General features: G+C 71.5%; 16 protein-coding genes. 5 read left to right on the forward strand and 11 right to left on the reverse strand.

The window, feature by feature from the left end; translation table 11 throughout:
• Positions 1-15: 15 nt before the first annotated feature.
• The 3 genes from ACIBSV_RS21025 to ACIBSV_RS21035 all read left to right on the forward strand — a co-directional run bounded on the left by ACIBSV_RS21025 (position 16) and on the right by ACIBSV_RS21035 (position 2,777).
• A complete protein-coding gene (locus ACIBSV_RS21025) occupies positions 16-633 on the forward strand; it encodes a class I SAM-dependent methyltransferase (RefSeq protein ID WP_395865095.1) in 618 nt (205 codons plus the stop codon).
• A 109-nt stretch (positions 634-742) separates the two neighbouring features.
• On the forward strand, positions 743-1,261 hold the full coding sequence (locus ACIBSV_RS21030) for a nucleoside 2-deoxyribosyltransferase (RefSeq protein ID WP_395865097.1): 519 nt from the start codon (positions 743-745) through the stop codon (positions 1,259-1,261).
• Positions 1,262-1,343: 82 nt separating this feature from the next.
• Entirely contained in the window at positions 1,344-2,777 is a 1,434-nt protein-coding gene (locus ACIBSV_RS21035; RefSeq protein WP_395865099.1) for a M1 family metallopeptidase, read from the forward strand.
• A 38-nt stretch (positions 2,778-2,815) separates the two neighbouring features.
• Here ACIBSV_RS21035 and ACIBSV_RS21040 read toward each other — a convergent pair whose 3' ends face one another.
• Together ACIBSV_RS21040 and ACIBSV_RS21045 are read right to left on the reverse strand one after the other, a co-directional pair.
• Positions 2,816-3,235 carry a MarR family winged helix-turn-helix transcriptional regulator gene (locus tag ACIBSV_RS21040; protein ID WP_395865102.1) on the reverse strand — a complete coding sequence of 140 codons (420 nt, stop codon included), beginning with the start codon at positions 3,233-3,235 and terminating at the stop codon, positions 2,816-2,818.
• An 80-nt stretch (positions 3,236-3,315) separates the two neighbouring features.
• Positions 3,316-4,158, reverse strand: coding sequence for an NAD(P)H-binding protein (locus ACIBSV_RS21045; protein WP_395865104.1), 843 nt, complete (start codon positions 4,156-4,158; stop codon positions 3,316-3,318).
• Positions 4,159-4,321: 163 nt separating this feature from the next.
• Here ACIBSV_RS21045 and ACIBSV_RS21050 point away from each other — a divergent pair, with 163 nt between their 5' ends.
• Together ACIBSV_RS21050 and ACIBSV_RS21055 are read left to right on the forward strand one after the other, a co-directional pair.
• Positions 4,322-4,816 carry a MarR family winged helix-turn-helix transcriptional regulator gene (locus ACIBSV_RS21050; protein WP_395865106.1) on the forward strand — a complete coding sequence of 165 codons (495 nt, stop codon included), beginning with the start codon at positions 4,322-4,324 and terminating at the stop codon, positions 4,814-4,816.
• A 74-nt stretch (positions 4,817-4,890) separates the two neighbouring features.
• Entirely contained in the window at positions 4,891-6,648 is a 1,758-nt protein-coding gene (locus ACIBSV_RS21055; RefSeq protein WP_395865108.1) for a hypothetical protein, read from the forward strand.
• Between the two features lie 53 nt (positions 6,649-6,701).
• On the opposite strand, the gene ACIBSV_RS21060 is transcribed toward ACIBSV_RS21055, so the two are convergent.
• The 9 genes from ACIBSV_RS21060 to ACIBSV_RS21100 all read right to left on the reverse strand — a co-directional run bounded on the left by ACIBSV_RS21060 (position 6,702) and on the right by ACIBSV_RS21100 (position 16,813).
• Positions 6,702-7,127, reverse strand: a complete 426-nt coding sequence (locus tag ACIBSV_RS21060; protein WP_395865110.1) for a YybH family protein — start codon at positions 7,125-7,127, stop codon at positions 6,702-6,704.
• A 695-nt stretch (positions 7,128-7,822) separates the two neighbouring features.
• On the reverse strand, positions 7,823-8,641 hold the full coding sequence (locus ACIBSV_RS21065; RefSeq protein ID WP_395865112.1) for a class I SAM-dependent methyltransferase: 819 nt from the start codon (positions 8,639-8,641) through the stop codon (positions 7,823-7,825).
• A 78-nt stretch (positions 8,642-8,719) separates the two neighbouring features.
• Positions 8,720-9,556, reverse strand: coding sequence for an ABC transporter ATP-binding protein (locus tag ACIBSV_RS21070; protein ID WP_395865114.1), 837 nt, complete (start codon positions 9,554-9,556; stop codon positions 8,720-8,722).
• Positions 9,535-10,590, reverse strand: coding sequence for a FecCD family ABC transporter permease (locus ACIBSV_RS21075; protein WP_395865116.1), 1,056 nt, complete (start codon positions 10,588-10,590; stop codon positions 9,535-9,537). The genes ACIBSV_RS21070 and ACIBSV_RS21075 overlap by 22 nt, the downstream gene beginning before the upstream one ends.
• Entirely contained in the window at positions 10,587-11,624 is a 1,038-nt protein-coding gene (locus ACIBSV_RS21080) for a FecCD family ABC transporter permease (RefSeq protein WP_395865119.1), read from the reverse strand. The genes ACIBSV_RS21075 and ACIBSV_RS21080 overlap by 4 nt, the downstream gene beginning before the upstream one ends.
• A gap of 22 nt (positions 11,625-11,646) precedes the next feature.
• Complete coding sequence (locus tag ACIBSV_RS21085) at positions 11,647-12,729, reverse strand: iron-siderophore ABC transporter substrate-binding protein (RefSeq protein ID WP_395865121.1); 1,083 nt, start codon at positions 12,727-12,729, stop codon at positions 11,647-11,649.
• A 233-nt stretch (positions 12,730-12,962) separates the two neighbouring features.
• Positions 12,963-14,033 (reverse strand): L-tyrosine/L-tryptophan isonitrile synthase family protein, encoded by a 1,071-nt coding sequence (locus ACIBSV_RS21090; protein WP_395865123.1) that lies wholly within the window; start codon positions 14,031-14,033, stop codon positions 12,963-12,965.
• A 116-nt stretch (positions 14,034-14,149) separates the two neighbouring features.
• Entirely contained in the window at positions 14,150-15,424 is a 1,275-nt protein-coding gene (locus tag ACIBSV_RS21095) for a cytochrome P450 (RefSeq protein WP_395865125.1), read from the reverse strand.
• 111 nt (positions 15,425-15,535) lie between these two features.
• On the reverse strand, positions 15,536-16,813 hold the full coding sequence (locus ACIBSV_RS21100) for an asparagine synthetase B family protein (RefSeq protein WP_395865126.1): 1,278 nt from the start codon (positions 16,811-16,813) through the stop codon (positions 15,536-15,538).
• Positions 16,814-17,060: the final 247 nt, after the last annotated feature.

The following is a 17,060-nucleotide window of genomic DNA, read 5'->3' on the forward strand; positions in this document are numbered from 1 at the left end:
CAAAGGACGAATGCGATGGAAACCCGTTCCAAGCCCGAGATCGAACTCGTCGAGACCGACGGCGAAGTGACCCTGAACATCGGCGGCGAGCAGGCGATGCAGGCCTGGGAGCGCGATCTGATGTGGGCAAGCGCCGACATGTTGTGCGAGTACGGCCGGGACTTCTACGAAGTCGGCCTGGGCCTTGGGCTGTCCGCACTGCGGATCGCGGGCAACCCGGCCACCCGCAGCCACACCGTGCTCGAACTCTTCGGCGAGGTCGAGGACCTCTTCCGGAGCCGGCACCCTTCGCTGCCCGACAACCTCGCCATCGAGCGCGGCGACTTCTTCGAGCGGGTCTTCGAACTGCCCTCGGAGAGCCTCGACGGGATGTTCTTCGACCCGGCCCTGGACATGGACGTCTGGAAGGACGAGGCCCTGTGGGCCAAGACCATGCCGGAGGTCGTCCGGGCGCTGCGCCCCGGCGGGGTGTTCATCCCCTTCTTCAGCACCAAGCCGGAGCTGCGTTGGCAGTACCTGCCGCACTTCCGGAGCATCCGGGTCGAGTCCCACCCGTACCGGGCGTACGACACCACCGAGTACACCTACGGCACGAGCGGCCAGGCCTACATCCAGTGTTTCCGCAAGACCTGATCACGAGCCGGTGCCGCCCGCCGGCCCGGCGCCTGCGGCCGGCGGCGCGCCCCACGGCGTCGCATCTCGTCCCATGCCATCCCCACGGCCCCAATCCGGAGGCAGCCGTATGACCACCGCCCCCTCTACCGACTTCCTGTGCGGCCTCGACGTGGCTTCGCTGTTCCTGGCCGGACCCTTCATCCAACTCTTGGACCCGGCCACGGGGGAGATGCCCGAGCACGCACGGGCCCCCTTCGACATCCTGATCAAGCACTTCGAGGCGCGTGGGCTCGCCGTCCACAACGCGCACCGCCGCGAGGCGTGGGGTGCGGAGCTGATGCGTCCGGACCAGTGCACCCGGCTGGACCAGGACGAGATCCGCAAGGCCGACGTCTTCGTCGCGCTCCCGGGCTTCCCCGCCTCGCCGGGCACCCACATCGAGGTGGGTTGGGCCAGTGCCTTCGACAAACCCATCGTGCTGATGCTGGAGCGGGGCCGGGAGTACACGTTCCTGGTCCAGGGGCTGCACACGGTGGCCACCGTGGAGTACGTGGAGTACACGGACGTCGCGGAAGCCCTGCCCGAACTCGACCTGGCACTGCACCGGGCGGTGTCGCGCCACCGCGAGACGACCCGCACGGGCTGACCCGCGCCGCCATATCGGCAGGCGGCCGGGTCACGCCCGGCCGCCTGCCTCCGAACGCCGCCGACCCGACGGGGATCAGCCGATGAGAATCGCCACGGCCGTGCTCACCGCCGTCGCCGTGTTGCTCGGCGGGGTCGGCGCGAGCTCCGGAGCGGGCGGCGGCCCCGGCCCCGTCGTGGGCGTCGCGTCGGTGCGCGACGAGGTGCCGGCCGCGGACGCGGTCCGGACGCCGGCGGAGAGGGTGTGGACGGCCGCGGACCGGGTGCGAACACCCGCGGCGCCCTCGTACACGGTCGACCTCGCCGCCGACGCCACGGGCCGTGTGTGGACCGGCCATGAGCGGGTGGGCTTCACCAACGCCTCGGTCGATCCGCTCCCCGAGGTGTACCTGCGGTTGTGGGACAACGCGCACGGCACGTGTGCGGCGCCGCCGATCACGGTCTCCGAGGTCACCGGCGGCACCCCGGTGGCCCTGTCCGTCGACTGCACGGCCCTGCGGGTCGTCCTGCCCAAGCCGCTCGGCCGCGGCGAGCGCACCTCGATCGCCTTCGATCTGCGGATCGAAGTCCCGGACCGCGTCGACCGGTTCGGCCACGACGGCGAGTACGCCGTACTCGGCAACGCGTTGCCACTGCTGGCGATTCGGGACGCCGCAGGCACGCATCTGGACCCCTATACCAACCACGGCGAGTCCTTCTACTCCCTCGCCGCGGACTTCGACGTCACCCTCGACCACCCCGCGCGGCTCCGGGTGCCCGCCACCGGCACCTCGGTCGAGTCCCCGGGCGCGCCCGGTCGTACGGTCACCATCGCGACGGCGCGCGAGGTCCGGGACTTCGTGTGGGCCGCGGGGCCGTTCGCCGGCGTCTCCGGCACCTCCGCCGGCGGGGTCCGGATCAACGTCCACGCGGACGCCGGCATCGACCCGTCCGACGCCCGGGCCATGCTGGACGTCGCGCTGACGAGCGTCGACGCCCACGCCGGGCGCTTCGGTGCCTACCCGTACGCCGAACTGGACGTCGTCCTGGACGACGATCTGTGGTTCAGCGGCATGGAGTACCCGGGCTTCGTCCTGGACCGGGTCCGGTCCACGGCACTCGTCCACGAAATCGCGCACCAGTGGTGGTATGGGATCGTCGGCAACGACGAGTACAACGACCCCTGGCTGGACGAGTCGTTCTCCGAGTACGCCACCGACCTCGCCCTGGGCAGGACCGGCGACGGTTGCCGAGACGGCTTCTCCTGGGCCGCGCCGACGGAACGGATCACCGACTCGATGCGGTACTGGGACGCCCACCCGTCCCGCTACGAGGCCGTCGTCTACGACTACGGCAAGTGCGCACTGCACGAGCTGCGGCGACTGATCGGCGATGCCCCGATGGAGGCGCTGCTGCGCCGGTATGCCGCGGACCACTGGTACGGGATCTCCACCACGGCCGAGTTCAAGCGCGCGGCCCAGGCAGCCACCACCCACGACCTGACACCGTTCTGGACACGGCACCGCATCGACGGTTGAACCGGCCTGCGCGGCCGCCCGGGCACGAACCGGGTTTGTCAGTCGCGGTGTTCCGCTCCGGTCTCCAGGTTGCGGGTGATGCGTTCGAGAACGCTCACCGCGATCCGATATTCCTCGTCGGTGATGCCGGCCGTCGACAACTGGCGGAAGGCGCCGACACGTTCGGCGACCTCGGCGAGCCGAGCGCGGCCGTCGTCGGTCAGGGCCAGCCTGCTCGGTGCCGGGCGGGAGACCCAGCCGTCGGCCAGGACCGTCTCGACCGCGGCGGTCAGGTCGGCGACGTCGGCGTTGGCGGCCAGGACGGTGCGCACGTCGGTGTCGGTGGCCCGCGGGTCGCCCTGCACGACGTTGAGGACCTGCCAGGCGAGGCGGGTGAGGCCGAACTCGGCCACCATCGAGTCCATGGCGGCGGTGATCGCCTTGTCGGTGCGGTTGAGCCAGTAGCCGATGGGCTTCATGTCCTGCTCCCGAGTGGATCGGCGATGCCGGGGTCGAGCGGGCGACGGGGCGAACGGGCGTGCGGCGCAGGCTCGTTCGGTCAGCGGCCGGTGAAGGCGGCGGCGTTCTCGCGGGTCCACTGTTCGAAGGTGCGGGCTGGGCGGCCGAGGAGGGACTCGGTGGTGTCGGCGATGGCCGCGGGGCCGTGGTCGGCGGCTTCCCACAGGTCGAGCAGCGAGGAGACCATCGGCGCGGGCATGTGGTGGCCCATCTGCTGCTCGGCCTCGGCGCGGGTGATCCGCTCGACGGGGATCTCACGGCCGATGGTGCCCGCGAGGACGGCGAGTTGCTCGCGGAAGGAGAGCGATTCCGAACCGGTCAGGGTGACCCGGCGGCCGGTGAGGGAGTCGCCGGTGAGCGCCTCCACGGCGATGTCGGCGATGTCCTCGGGGTGGATCGGGGCGATCCGCGCGTCCGGGTAGGCGAGTTGGATCGGCATCGCCTTGCCGATGAAGTACGCCCAGCCGAGCGCGTTGCTCGCGAAGGCGTCGGGGCGCAGGAATGTACAGGAGAGGTCCGAGTCGGCGAGCGCACGCTCGACCCGGAGGCTGTGGCTCGCGAGCGGGTCGTTCTCGGCGCCCGGGCCCAGGACCGAGGACGAGGACAACAGGACGACATGCTCGACGCCGGCCGTGCCGGCGGCCTTGATCAGCTCGTCGATGCCGGCGGGCTCGGGATACAGAAAGACCTGGCGAACGCCGCGAAGCGCGGCTTCGAAGGTCTCGGGACGGTCGAGGGCGAGCTCGGCAACCTCGACGCCGGCCGCAACGGTCAGCTCGGCGGGGTTGGCACTGGCGGCGCGCAACGCGTGTCCGGCGGAGTGCAGGCGCTCGATGATCGCGCGACCGACCTTGCCGCGGGCGCCGGTGATGAGGATGGTCATGGAAAGGCCCCGTTCGTTTGCTCTCGGATGATCTGCACGTTCGATGGTCTGAAGGTTGCGGTCTGCACGTCGCTTCGCTCATGCCGACATATGCATGCTGTCATGCATACGTTTTCGCGTCAACACATGTCTTCGGTTGGTCACGTATGTGTACGATGAGGACATGACGAAGCACGAGCCGCGCACAGCCGACGAGCTGCTCGACGCCGTGGGCCCGGCCTTCGGGAAGCTGCGGCGCTCCTCCCTCCTGGACGTCGAAAACCCGATCTCCCAAAAGGACTTGAGCCGCACCCTGGTACTCAACATCGTCCTGGAGGCCGAACAGGACGACGCCCGCGAGGTCACCGTCGGCGCGGTGGCCGACCACCTGAGCGTGGATCCGTCGGTGGCCAGCCGCATGGTCTCCGACTGCATCTCCGCCGGCTACCTGATCCGCGCCGCCTCCCAACAGGACGGCCGCCGCACAGTCCTCCACCTCAGCCCCGACGGCATCGACCTGATGAAGCGCTTCCGCCGCCACCAACGCTCGGCCTACGAATACATCACCGCCGACTGGCCCGCCCAGGAACGCCTCGACTTCGCCCGCCTCATGCTCAAATACGTAACCTCCCAAAACACCCTCCGCCACAACCCCCCAACCCCCAAGCCCCACACCTGATCCCACACCGAAGAGCGTGTACGTCGGCTCGGTTGGGCTAGGGTCTCCCGGACGCCGGAAGCTTGGGGGAACGCATGCCGCGAATACCGTGGGACGACCCGATCGCACTTCCGGTGGGCACCGCCGCCGACCGGTGGCTGACCGTACGGCCCGAGCGGACCGTTCTCGGCGTCATCCACAACGTCACCTCGGCGACCCGCCTGCTCGATCTTCTGCGGCTCTTCGAGGGCGACACCCGCATACAGACGGTCTTCACGTGCACCGGCTCCTCGGCCTTCGAACACGGGATTCCGGAATTCGTTCGCGACCACGGGCTCGTGTGCCTTCCCTGGGCTCAGGCGATTGCCACGAAGTTCGACCTGGCCATCACGACGAGTCGCGGCGGAGATTTGCATCGGATCAATGCGCCTATCATCGGTACGCCGCACGGAATGGGCTACAACAAGATCCTGCGGCAGGAGGCCGGAAGCAGCCCACGGCCGCGCGAAACCGCGAGTCCGGGAAGTTTCGGCCTGACGGCGGAGTGGCTCACGCACGACGGTGCGGTCGTCCCGTCGGCCGTGGTCCTGTCCCACGACGAGCAGTTGTCGCGACTCGCCGAAGGTTGCCCGGAGGCATTGCCCTCGGCCGTTGTCGCCGGTGACCCCTGCCTGGACGAGTTACGGGCCGGCCTGCCGTTTCGCGACGACTATCGGGCCGCCTGGGGGATGCTTCCGGGCCAAAAGCTGGTGGTCGTCTCGTCCACTTGGAGCCGGGAATCGCAGCTCGGGAAATCCCGAGACGTCCTGCGGCACGTGCTGGCGACGCTGCCCCGCGACGAATTCCGCGTCGCGGCGGTGATCCATCCCAACGTCTGGTACGCCCACAGTCCCTGGCAGGTGCGTTCCTGGCTCGCTCCCCTGCAATCCGCCGGGTTGACGCTCGTGCGTCCCGAGGGTGACGGATGGAAGGCCGCGCTGGTGGCGGCCGACGCGCTCATCGGCGATTACGGCTCGGTGACCTTCTACGGCGCCGCTCTCGGACTGCCCACCCTCTTGTCCGGAATTCCCGCCGACGGCACCCTGGCCGAAACCTCTCCCATCGCCCGACTGCTTCCACTGCTGCCACGCGTGGACGCGACGCTACCCCTGCCGCGTCAACTCGACGCGGCCGAGCGTCGCCTGCGCACAGATCCGGCCGTCGCCGAGGTCACCGCCAACGCGACCTCCCTACCCGGCGGATCCGCACGCACGCTGCGCACGTTGTTCTACGACCGGCTGGGCCTGAACGAACCGGCGGAACCGGTGGTGGTGCGGCCCGTCGAAGTGCCCGATTCCCGGTCCGTGGTCGAGTCGCGGCGATCACCCGTGGCGCCCGCGTCGATGTCGGCCGTCACGTTCGAGGGGGACGTCGTGGCGTTGCGCCGCTACCCCGCGCACCTTGCCGGCGGAACCGACGCGCACCTGACCGACGCTCATCTCGTGGTCGACGAGGCGGAGCCCGACGACCGCCTCCGACTTCGGGCCGATGTCGTCGTGGGTCGGCCGCCGGCCTCCGCGGGACACCTCGCGGAACTGCTCCGCGCCCACCCGGGGTGCCGGGTCGCCGCGCTCCCGGACGGGGTCCGCGCGTGTGTCGTGGGCACGTCGTCCGGTTGGCGCGCGACCGTGCGCTGGGAATCCGCCGACCCCAGGCTGTCGGCCGCGGTCGTCGCCTCCGCCGTCTACGGCCGGTCCGCGGGCGGAGGCGATCCCACAACGCTCTCCGTACGTTTGGGCGACCTTGTCGTACCTCTCGACCTGACCGAAGGGGGCAGCCCGACCGAGGACTTCGGTCCGATCCGACAACGCTGATCGCGACGCGGATCCCGGGTGTGAGTCGGTTCGGCTCGGGGTGGGCGGGGTGGCTAGTCGGGGTGGGTGGGGTGGCTAGTCGGGGTGGGTGGGGTGGTGAAGGAGTGGTGTTCGTGGGTGATGGTCCAGTGGGTGTTCGGCTTGGTGAGGCCGAGGGTCAGGCGTAGGCGGCGGTCGGGGTGGTGTGCGAGGTCGGTGGGGTCGCCGCAGCGGAGTAGGGCGATCGCGAAGGCGACGTCCGTGCCGGCGGTGATCTCCAGCGACTCGATCTCGAAGACGGCGCCGGACGCCTGCCACTCGAAGAAGCCGGGCCAGGTTTCGCGGTACGCCTCGATGCCGCGCACGCCCTGCTCGGGGGGCGGGACGTCGAACATGACGATGTCGGCCGCGTGGTCGGCCGACACGGTGGCCAGGTCGCCGTCGTGCACGGCACCGGCCCAGCGTTCGATGAGATCGCGGATCTGCTGCTCGTCGGTCATGGGTGGGCTCCTCCTCGGCGGCGCCGGCTCCGGGTAGGACTCGCGCGATGGCGAGAACTCATCGCGGCGGTGCGGGCCCGGGCCGAGGGGTGTTCGTGCGGCGCCGGGCGTCCCCGGGCCCGGCGCCGCTTCGTCACGGGTGCTCGACGCCGCGAGCCGGGTCGGCTCCGAGGAGGAATCCCGGGCGTGCGGCGGAGAGTTCGCCGATCGCGTGCGTACAGCGTTCCGTCACGCCCATGCATCGCGGACAGAACATCTCCCGTCGGCGTCGGCCCTCGTCGTCGTGCCCGCGCGGCGGCGTGGCGCCGCCGCTCCGCTTCGTACCCGCACGACCCGTCGCCCGCCTGCCGGCACCCGGCGTGTTCCCGGTCGCTCTCGTCCCGCGCATGTGCACTCCTGTTCGATGAGGTGTAGCGCCGTCGCCCTCACCAGATAAGCCGCCGGCGCCGCGCCGCGCACGCTCGGACCCGGGGCCGGCGCCCCTGAAAGCCCACCCGAACGGGGAAGAACCCGGTGCCGGCCTTGGGGCCGCTCGGGTGAACGCGCCCCTCGCCGGGATGACACCCGGAATACCGCCGCAGGCGACGCCGCCGCAGCGGTCTCCCCTGACACCGCGTCAGCAACCCGGTCCACGCGCCGGGTCCCGGTTCGTCGGCTGGCCGCTCGCGCAGGTCCGCGTACGAGGCCGGCGGGGCCTACGCCGCCTTCGTCGCGCGCAGCGAGTAGATCAGCGGAACACGCGGCTGTCCGGCGGGGAAGCGGTAGCGACCGTCGTCGTGTTCCAGGATCGGGAAGCGGGCGAACAGCGAGTAGTCGTGCTCGTGCAGGAACTCCAGGCGCAGCCCGGCGGCGATCAGGGCGCTGACCACGTCGCCGATGCCGTGTTGCCACTCGACCGTCATGTTCGCGGAGGTCTCCGTGTCCGCGTCGGTGTAGGTGCCCGGCTCGTCCCAGACGGTCGGCTCGCGATGGAAGTAGTCCAGTTCGACGGTGCGGCCGTCTTCGGCCAGGACGTCGGTGAACGGGTGGAACTCGGCCAGGTAGAGGAAGCCGCCCGGCGCGACGAGTGCCGCCGCCGTACGGGCCCAGCGGTCGATGTCCGGGAGCCAGCACAGCGCGCCCAGGCCGGTGTAGACGATGTCGAAGGTCGCCCCGTCGAGCGCGGCCTCGGCGTCGTACACGTCGGAGGTGACGAATCGGGCCGTGCTCGCACCGATCCGCGCGGCGATGGCGCCGGCCTCGGCCACGGCCGGTTCGGAGAAGTCCAGGCCGGTGACGGTGGCTCCGCGCCGGGCCCAGGAGAGCGTGTCCAGGCCGATGTGGCACTGGAGGTGGACCAGCGTACGGCCGTCGACGTCGCCCACCTCGGCGAGTTCGAAGTCCCGGAGCGCGTCCTTGCCCGCGACGAAGCCGGGAACGTCGTAGAAGCGGCTGGCACTGTGGATCGGGACCCGCTCGTCCCAATTGGCCCGATTGACGTCCCGCCAGTCGGCCGCGGCCTCGATCTTCGTCATGACCAGCCACGCTAGCCGGCCGCGGCCGCACGGCTCAACCGATATACGGCGGGCCGGCTCGCGCGCACGCCGCCGCGCTCACCCCACCACCGCGCCGCGCCGCGCGTGCGGGATCACCATGGGGGTGCCGGTGATCGGGTCGGGCGCGATGTCGCACGCCAGGCCGAACACGTCGTGGACGCGGGCGGCGGTCAGCACCTCGCCCGGCGGGCCCTCGGCGACGACTCGGCCGGCCTTCATCACCACCAGGTGGGAGGCGAAGCGGGCGGCCTGGTTGAGGTCGTGCAGCACCGCGACGACAGTGCGGCCCTCGGCGTTCAACTCGGCGCACAGTTCCAGGAGCTCGTACTGGTGGGCGATGTCGAGGAACGTGGTCGGCTCGTCCAGCAGGACGATCGGGGTCTCCTGGGCGAGGACCATCGCGATCCAGGCCCGCCGGGCCTGCCCGCCGGACAGGTCGCCCGCCGGGGTGTCCGCGAGGTCGACCAGGCCGGTCCGCTCCAGCGCGAAGGCGATCGCGCGGTCGTCGTCGGGCGACCACTGACGCAGCAGGGTGTGGTGCGGGTGCCGGCCGCGCCGCACCAGGCCGCGCACGCTGATGCCCTCGGGCGCGATCGGGCTCTGCGGCAGCAGCGCGACCCGGCGGGCGAACTCGCGTCCGCGGTGCGCGTGTACGTCCCTCCCGTCGAGGGTGATCGTGCCGCGCACGGGCTTGAGCACTCTGGCGAACGACTTGAGCAGGGTGGATTTGCCGCACCCGTTGGGACCGACGATGACGGTGAGGCCGCCGTGCGGGAGGTCGAGGTCGACGCCTTCGACAACCGGCTTGCGGCCGTACGACAGGGTCACGTCGCGGGCGCTCAGCCCGGCCGGGGCGGGCGCCGGTTGGTCGTTCACAGTCGTCCACTCCTCCATTCGCGGGTCAGCAGGAATCCGAGGTAGGCCCCGCCGAAGGCGAGGGTGTAGATGCCCACCGGCAGCGGCTCGACCCAGGGCAGTTGTTGCGCGGCGAGGTCGGCCACGGTCAGCAGCAGGGCGCCCGTCAGCGTGGACAACACCAGGTGTGGGCCGGTGCCCCGGGTGAGCCGGCGGGCGATCTGCGGCGCGGTCAGCGCGATGAACGCGATCGGACCGGCCACGGTGACCGCGCCCGCGGACAGTACGACGGCCAGTACGACGGCCAGGCTGCGGGCCCGGCCGGGGTTGCCGCCGAGCGCGCGGGCCACCTCGTCGCCCATCTCGCCCAGGTCCAGATGCCGGGACAGGGCCACCGCCGGGCCGGCGACGACGAGCAGGACCAGCCCGATGGTGCCGGCGTCGTCCCAGGACCGGGCCGCGACGCTGCCGTTGACGTACGCGCTCAGTGCGCTCGCCTTGTCGCGTTCGACGACGTAGACGACGTATTGGGTCAGCGCCGTGCCGATCGCGGCGACGCCGATCCCGGCGACGACCAGGCGTCCGGGATCGCGGAACCCGGTGCCGGTGGCCAGGTACACGATGGCCATCGCGCCGATCGCGCCGAGCAGGGCGCCGATCCACACCGGGGTGTCGCCGGGCACCACGAGCGCGAAGATCGCCGCGCCCGCGCCCGCGCCGCTGCTGAGCCCGATCACGTCCGGGCTGGCCAGCGGGTTGCGGGTGGCCGTCTGGAAGAGGGCACCGGAGAGGCCGAACGCGGCACCCGCGCCCAGGCACACCACCAGGCGCGGCCCGCGCAGCCGGTTGAGCACGAACTTCTCCTTGCCCTCCGCGCCGCCGAACACCGCGGGCAGCAGGTCGCCCGGGGCGATGCCGAGCCGGCCCATGGTCAGCGTGGCGAACGCGGCCGCGACGGTCAGCGTGAGCATGACGATCGCCACGAGCACGGTCGCCCCGCGCACGGGCAGCGCGATCGTGCTCCCGATCCGCAGGTAGCCGCCCGGGCGTCGGGTCCGCGGTGTGGTGCTCATGTGCTCACCCGCATCCGGCGTACCGCGAACAGCAGGGCGGGCGCACCCACGAACGCGGTGACGACGCCCACCATCAACTCCTGGGGGCGCAGCAGGATCCGGCCCACCACGTCGGCGGCCAGCAGCAGGGTCGGACCGAGCAGCGCCGCGAAGCCGATCTGCAGGCGGAAGTCGCCGCCCACGAGGGCTCTGGCGATGTGCGGGACGCCCAGGCCGACGAAGGCGATCGGCCCCACGGCGGCGGTCGCGGCGGCACTGGTGACGGTGGCGGTCACCAGGCCGGCCGCGCGCAGCACGGCGGGATCGGCGCCCAACGAGGTGGCCGATTCCTCGCCCAGGGCGAGCGCGTTCAGGCCGGGCCCGAGCAACAGCGCGACACACACGCCGAGTACGCCGAACGGCAACATCGACCAGAAGACGTCCCAGCCGCGCCCGCCCAGCGCGCCCACGACCCAGTAGCGATAGCTGTCGAAGACCTTGGGCTTGCCGAGCGTGACCGCCTGGATGTACGCGCCGAGCACGGCGGACAGGACCGCGCCGGCCAGCACGAGCCGCACCGGGCCGCCGCCCGCGCCCAGGACGTGCACGAACACGCCGACGAGCAGCGCACCGGGCAGGGCCCACCACAGGGCCGCCCAGGAGCCGGTGGCACCGGCGAACGCGGTGCCGGTGACGATGCCGGCCGCGGCCCCGGCGTTGATGCCCAGCAGGCCGGGGTCGGCCAGCGGGTTGCGGGTGACGCCCTGCATGAGGGCGCCGGCCACCGCCAGACACACGCCGGCCAGCACGCCGAGCGCGGTGCGCGGGTAGCGGCTCTCCACCACGGTGGTCAGGTACGGGTCGCCGTGCCCGGTCAGTACGTCCACGACGTCGCCGAACGACGTCGTCCTGCTGCCGAACATCACGCTCGCGAAGAGCGCGACGACCAGCAGCACGAGGCATCCGGCGAAGAGAGCGGCGACGCGACCGGCGGGACCGGTGCGCGAGGCACCGATCCCGGTTCCGGCCGGACGCACGCGCGTGTCGGCGGTCATCCGATTCGTTTCTCGGCCGCGGCTACTTGCCGGCCTTGGCGACCGCCGCGTCGATCTGCGGCAGGTAGCGCTCGATGCTCCACGGCACGGTCAGCGGGTTGATCATCGACGACGCGGTCACGAACGGGTTGTCGTTGCTCGCGACCACCGCGCCGCGCTTGACCGCGGGTATCGAGGCGTACAGCGGCTGGGCCTCGATCTCCTGGCGGGTCTTGGCGTCGGTGTAGAAGGTGAAGACCACGTCGCTGGCGGCCAGCTTGTCGGCGTTCTCCAAGCCGATGAGCGCCGAGTCGGTGCCGTCGGTCTCCGGGAAGGTGTTCACGATCGGGTCGACCTTGAGGCCGAGCGAGGACACCACGGACACGCGCTGTTCCTCGGGCTTGAAGACGCCGAGGGTGCCGGGGCCGGTCGTGTAGATGTAGGAGAACGTGACGTTCTTGTAGTTGGGCCGGGTGGCCGCCGCGTCGGCGAGCTGCTGCTTGATCCTGCCGGTCAGCTCCTGGGCCCTGTCGGGCCGGCCGAGGGCCTTGCTGACGATGTCGATCTGCTGGTCCCAGTTGGTGCTCCACGCCTTGTCCGGGTAGGCGACCGTGGGCGCGATGTCCTTCAGCAGGTCGTACTGCTTCTGCGTGATGCCGGACCAGGGGGCAAGGATGACGTCCGGGTCGAGCGCGGCGATCGCCTCGATGTCCAGTTCCTCACCGCCCTTGAACTGCTTGGGCAGCTTGCCGCCGGCCTTGGTGACCGCGTCGTGCACCCACGGCAGGTAGCCGGACTTGTCGCTGCCCCACTCGTAGCTCTCGATGCCCACCGGCACCTGGCCCAGGGCGATGGCGGTCTCGGTCGATCCCTGGCCCAGGGTCACGATGCGTTCGGGCTTCTTGGTGATCTTCGCATCGCCGAGCGCGCTCTTGATGGTCACCGGGAAGGCCGACGCGGCGGGCGCGCCCGAACCGGCGGGCGCAGGGGTCGCGGCGCCATCGGTGCCGGCCGACTTCTTGTCGTCGTCCTTCGAGCCGCAGGCGCCCAGCGCGAGGGCGAGCACGGCGGCGGCGACCGGCACCGCGAATCGGCGGCGGATCATGCCCTTGGGCAGCGGGGACATCGATGACCTCTTTCTTGCCAACCGAACAGTCGGCGATCAACCCACTACAGTGAGTAGCCGAGCATGGGCGGTGTCGTACAGCCCGAGAATGTCGCGCTTGTTAGGTCAGCCTAAGCTAAACGACCATCGCGCCTCAATGGGCCCCTCCTCGGACACATCGACCTCCGCGAGGGGCGGGGCGGCGATCACTGCGTGTCACCGACACGCAGGCGCGTCACCGACACGCAGGCGCGTCACGCGACCCGACTGCCCGCGCCGGCGGATCCCGCACCGGTGGTCGTACCGGGTGCGGGCGCGGGGCTCGGTGTCTCCCGGCGGAAGTGGCTGGGGCGGCCGTCCCGGTGGACCAGGACGCCTGATCGTGCCGCTTCGGCATGGTGGAGCAGGTGCGGGCGGCCGTCGGGGTGGTGCAGGACGGTGGCGTGCCAGGGAGTGGCCCACACGTCGGGGGCGTCCAGGAGGCGGATGCCGAACTTCTCCGCGCCGCGTCGTTGCGGGTGGATGGACAGCCGCAGTGCGTGCGGGTGGTGCTCGGCGACCAGGTCGCCCCAGGCGCGGCTGCGTTGGATGACGCCGTACGCGCGGGCGCGGCAGTCGCGTTGCAGCGCGGAGCGGGTGCCGGGGAAGTCGACGGCGTCCTCGAAGAGGAACCGGGTGATGCCCCGGTACAGGCGCAGGGTGTCCTCGTCGGCGCGCACCTGGGCCCGCAGTTGCGCGATCGTGGGCGCGTGGCGCGCGTGCAGCCAGGCGCGCTTGTCGTCGTGCGAGTCCTCGCCACGCACGTCGCGCAGGTCGAAGACGCTCAGGTGGTGCAGGTCCTCGCAGGCGATGATCGCGCGCAGTTCGTCGGCATAGGCGTCGATGTGCCCGTCGGGCACGTGGATCAGGTCGGCGAAGACGTGGCCGTCGGAGCAGATGACCATCCGCGCACCGGGCGGGTGTACGGCGGCGATCGCCGCGCACAGGCGGTGCAGGAACGCCAGGCTCAGGCGTTCGCCCTCGTCGGGCAACGTGCCCAGGACCTTGGCGGGGTTGGGCGACTTGCACGGGAAGCCGGGCAGGGTGAACACGACGGGTTCGTCGCGCCCGACGAAACGGGCGAGTCGGTCGAGTTGGATGGGGAAGTCCGCGACCGATTCGCCCACCACCCCGCCCGTGTCCGCGGCGCCGGCTCCGGCCTCGGTCGCGGTGCGGCGTTCCTCCTCCGTCGCGCGGCGGTGCGGCAGCAGGAGGTTCAGGATCGCGGCGCAGGTCGCGGACGTGTTCGCGCGGTCCGCGGGATCGTGGGGGTGGGTGGCGTGCATGGGTCGGCTTCTCCACGGGGGCAGGGCGGCAGGACGCCTCGGCGCGGGCGGCGGGCGGTGTGGGGGCGGCACGGGCGGGACGACCCGGGCGGCGGTGGCGGGTTCGGGTGCTCGGGTCAGACGCGTTCGGTGTACGTGACCGGGAGGGAGTCGACACCGCGGGCGAGGACGGCGGGAATCCACGCGATGTCCTCGACCGGTACCGCCGGCGCCAGGCCGGGCAGGCGCGCGAGGAGGGTGCCGAGGGCGACCTGGAGTTCGACCCGGGCCAGGGCGGCGGCCGGGCAGAAGTGCATGCCGTGCCCGAACGCCAGATGCGGGTTGGGGCTGCGGTCGAAGTCGAGGGTGTCGGCGTCCGGGAAACGTGCGGGATCGCGGTTGGCCGCGCACAGCGAGACGATCACCGAGTCGCCGGCGGGCACCGTCGTGCCGTGCAGGTCGTCGTCCGCGCCGAGGAAGCGCCACGTGGTGAGCTCGAACGCGCTGTCGTACCGCAGCAGTTCCTCGACCGCGGCGGGGAGCAGGGTGGGGTCCTTGCGGAGCCGGGCCAGGTGTCGGGGATGGCGCAGCAGGGTCATCAGCGCGGTGCTGATCTGATTGGTGACCGGTTCCTGTCCGGCGACCAGGAGTTGGAAGACCATCGAGTCCAGCTCGTGGTCGGTGAGCTCGCCGGCGGTGTGCGCGGCGACCAGTCGCGCGAGCAGCCCGTCGTCCGGGTTCGCGCGCCGGTCGGCGACCACGTCGGCGATGTAGGCCTGCAGCGCGCGCAACCGGCCCTCGTAGGCTTCGCGTCCGGGGTCCTTGGGACCCACCGGCTGGACCACCTTGCACCACTCGCGGCGAAATCCGGCGGCCGACTCGGCCGGGAGACCGATGACTTCGGCCAGCACCAGGAACGGGAAGCGGGCGGCGAAGCACGCGACGACGTCCGCGCCCCGGTCCGCGGGCATGGCGTCGACCAGGATGTCGGCCAGCTCTTGGATGCGCGGTCGCAGCGCGTCGATCCGACGCGGCGCGAACGCGTCGGTGACCAGGCGCCGCATCGCGGTGTGCTTGGGCGGGTCCTGGTGCAGCAAGTGCACCTGCAATTGGGCGTGTTGCGGCTCGGGCATGATCGAGGCCAGCGCCCGCCACCGGTCGTTGCCCAGGTCGTGGTTCTTGCCCAGACGCGGGTCGTTGAGCGTCGCGTGCGCCGCGTCGTATCCGGTGACCAGCCAGGCCCCGACCCCGCTCGGGAAGCGCACCCGATGAACGGGGCCGGCGTCGCGGAGCTTGGTGTACAGGGGGTACGGGTCACGCTTGTACTCGGCCCCGTACAGTTCCACCGGTTCCACCGGTTCCACCGGTTCCACGGGTTCGAGGCTGTTCGCGCCGGATTCGGCCTGGGTCACGGGTGTTCGCCTTCCTGACGAGGTCGTGGGGCGGGTCGGGTGCGCGGCGGGTGTGCGGGACGCGGTGGGTGCGGGGTGCGCGCGGGGCGCGGGGGGGCGCGGCGGGGGCGGTCAGAGCGTGACGCGCGGGTTGTACTCGTCGAGCCACAGAGCCAGGTCGACGACACGTTCCAGGCGCAGCCGATGGCCCCACGGGAGCCGGTCGGCGGGGGCGTCGAGGCAGGCTTTGATGGCCGTCTCGTCGGCGATGCCGCGTATCTCGCCGCCGCGCGCGTCGAGCGCCTCGCGGGCCAGGTCCTGGAGGCCGCGGTTGTAGTCCGGGTGGTGGGTGGCCGGGTAGTGGTTCTTGGCTCGGCGCAGCACCGAGGGCGGGGCCAGGGTGTCGCCGGCGGCGGCCCGCAGCAGGCTCTTCTCCCGACCGTCGAAGGTGTGCAGCGACCACGGCGCGTTGTAGGCGTATTCGACGAGGCGGTGGTCGCAGTAGGGCACCCGCACCTCCAGTCCCTGGGCCATGCTCAACCGGTCCTTGCGGTGCAGGAGTTGGCGCAGCCAGCGGGTCAGCGACAGGTGCCGCAGTTCGCGCAGCCGATGTTCGCCGGCGTCCTCGTGGTCCGCGTGCGGGACGGCGGCGAGCGCGGCGCGGTAGGTGTCCGCCCGGAACTCGCCGATCCGCAGGGTTCGGGACAGATCCGGGTGCAGCGGCATGGCGGCCTCGTCGCCGGTGACCCGCAACCAGGGGAAGGTGTCGGCGGCGAGCGCGGCCGGATCGTGGAACCACGGGTAGCCACCGAAGACTTCGTCCGCCGCCTCGCCGGAGAGCGCGACGGTGGAGTGCCGACGGATCTCGCCGAACAGCAGGTACAGCGAGGTGTCCATGTCGCCCACGCCGATCGGCGAGTCGCGGCAGGCGACGACCGCACGGCGGTGGTCGAGGTCGAGCAGGGCGAGCGGGTCCAGGACGACGGTGTCGTGGTCGGTGCCGATGAACCGGCCCGCCTCCGCCGCAAACGGGGTGTCGTGCCCGGTGCGCAGCACGTCGGCGGTGAACGAGCGGGCCCGGTCGGTGTAGTCGACCGCGTAGGAGCGAATGCGCGCGTCGGGGCTTTCCCGCAGACGCAATTCGTCGGCGAGCAGCGCGGTGACGACGGTGGAGTCCAGGCCGCAGTCGAGGACCACTTCGGGATCGTCGCGCCGGTCGGTCATGGGTTGCCGGCCGCCCGCGATGTCGAGTACGGCCAATCGCCGGTGTCCCAGGGCGGCATGGGCGTCCAGCCACGCACCACCGGCGTCCGGTCCGCGCCGGGCGAGCGTCGCGGTCATCGCGTCGAGGGTCGAGCGCCGTGGCCGCGCGTCGTCCCGGAAGGACACCCAGCCGGTGATACCGCACATACGTGGTCCGTCCTTCGGTCGGGAGACGGGGCGAAGCCGTCACATCGGTTCGGGATGGGACGGGCGGGCCCGTGTTGTCTATCTCGGTCTCGATCTTCGCGGCGATCCGCCCGCACGGGCGGCGACGAGGGAGCCACCGCACCACCGACACGCACACACGTCCGCACACGCATCCGAGTAGTCGGGCGGCGATCGCCTCCGGTTCCGGACTCGCCACCGTTTTCCCGCGCGGCTCGATCCGGTCCGC

This window comes from Embleya sp. NPDC050154, from assembly GCF_044460165.1.
Taxonomy (GTDB): domain Bacteria; phylum Actinomycetota; class Actinomycetes; order Streptomycetales; family Streptomycetaceae; genus Embleya.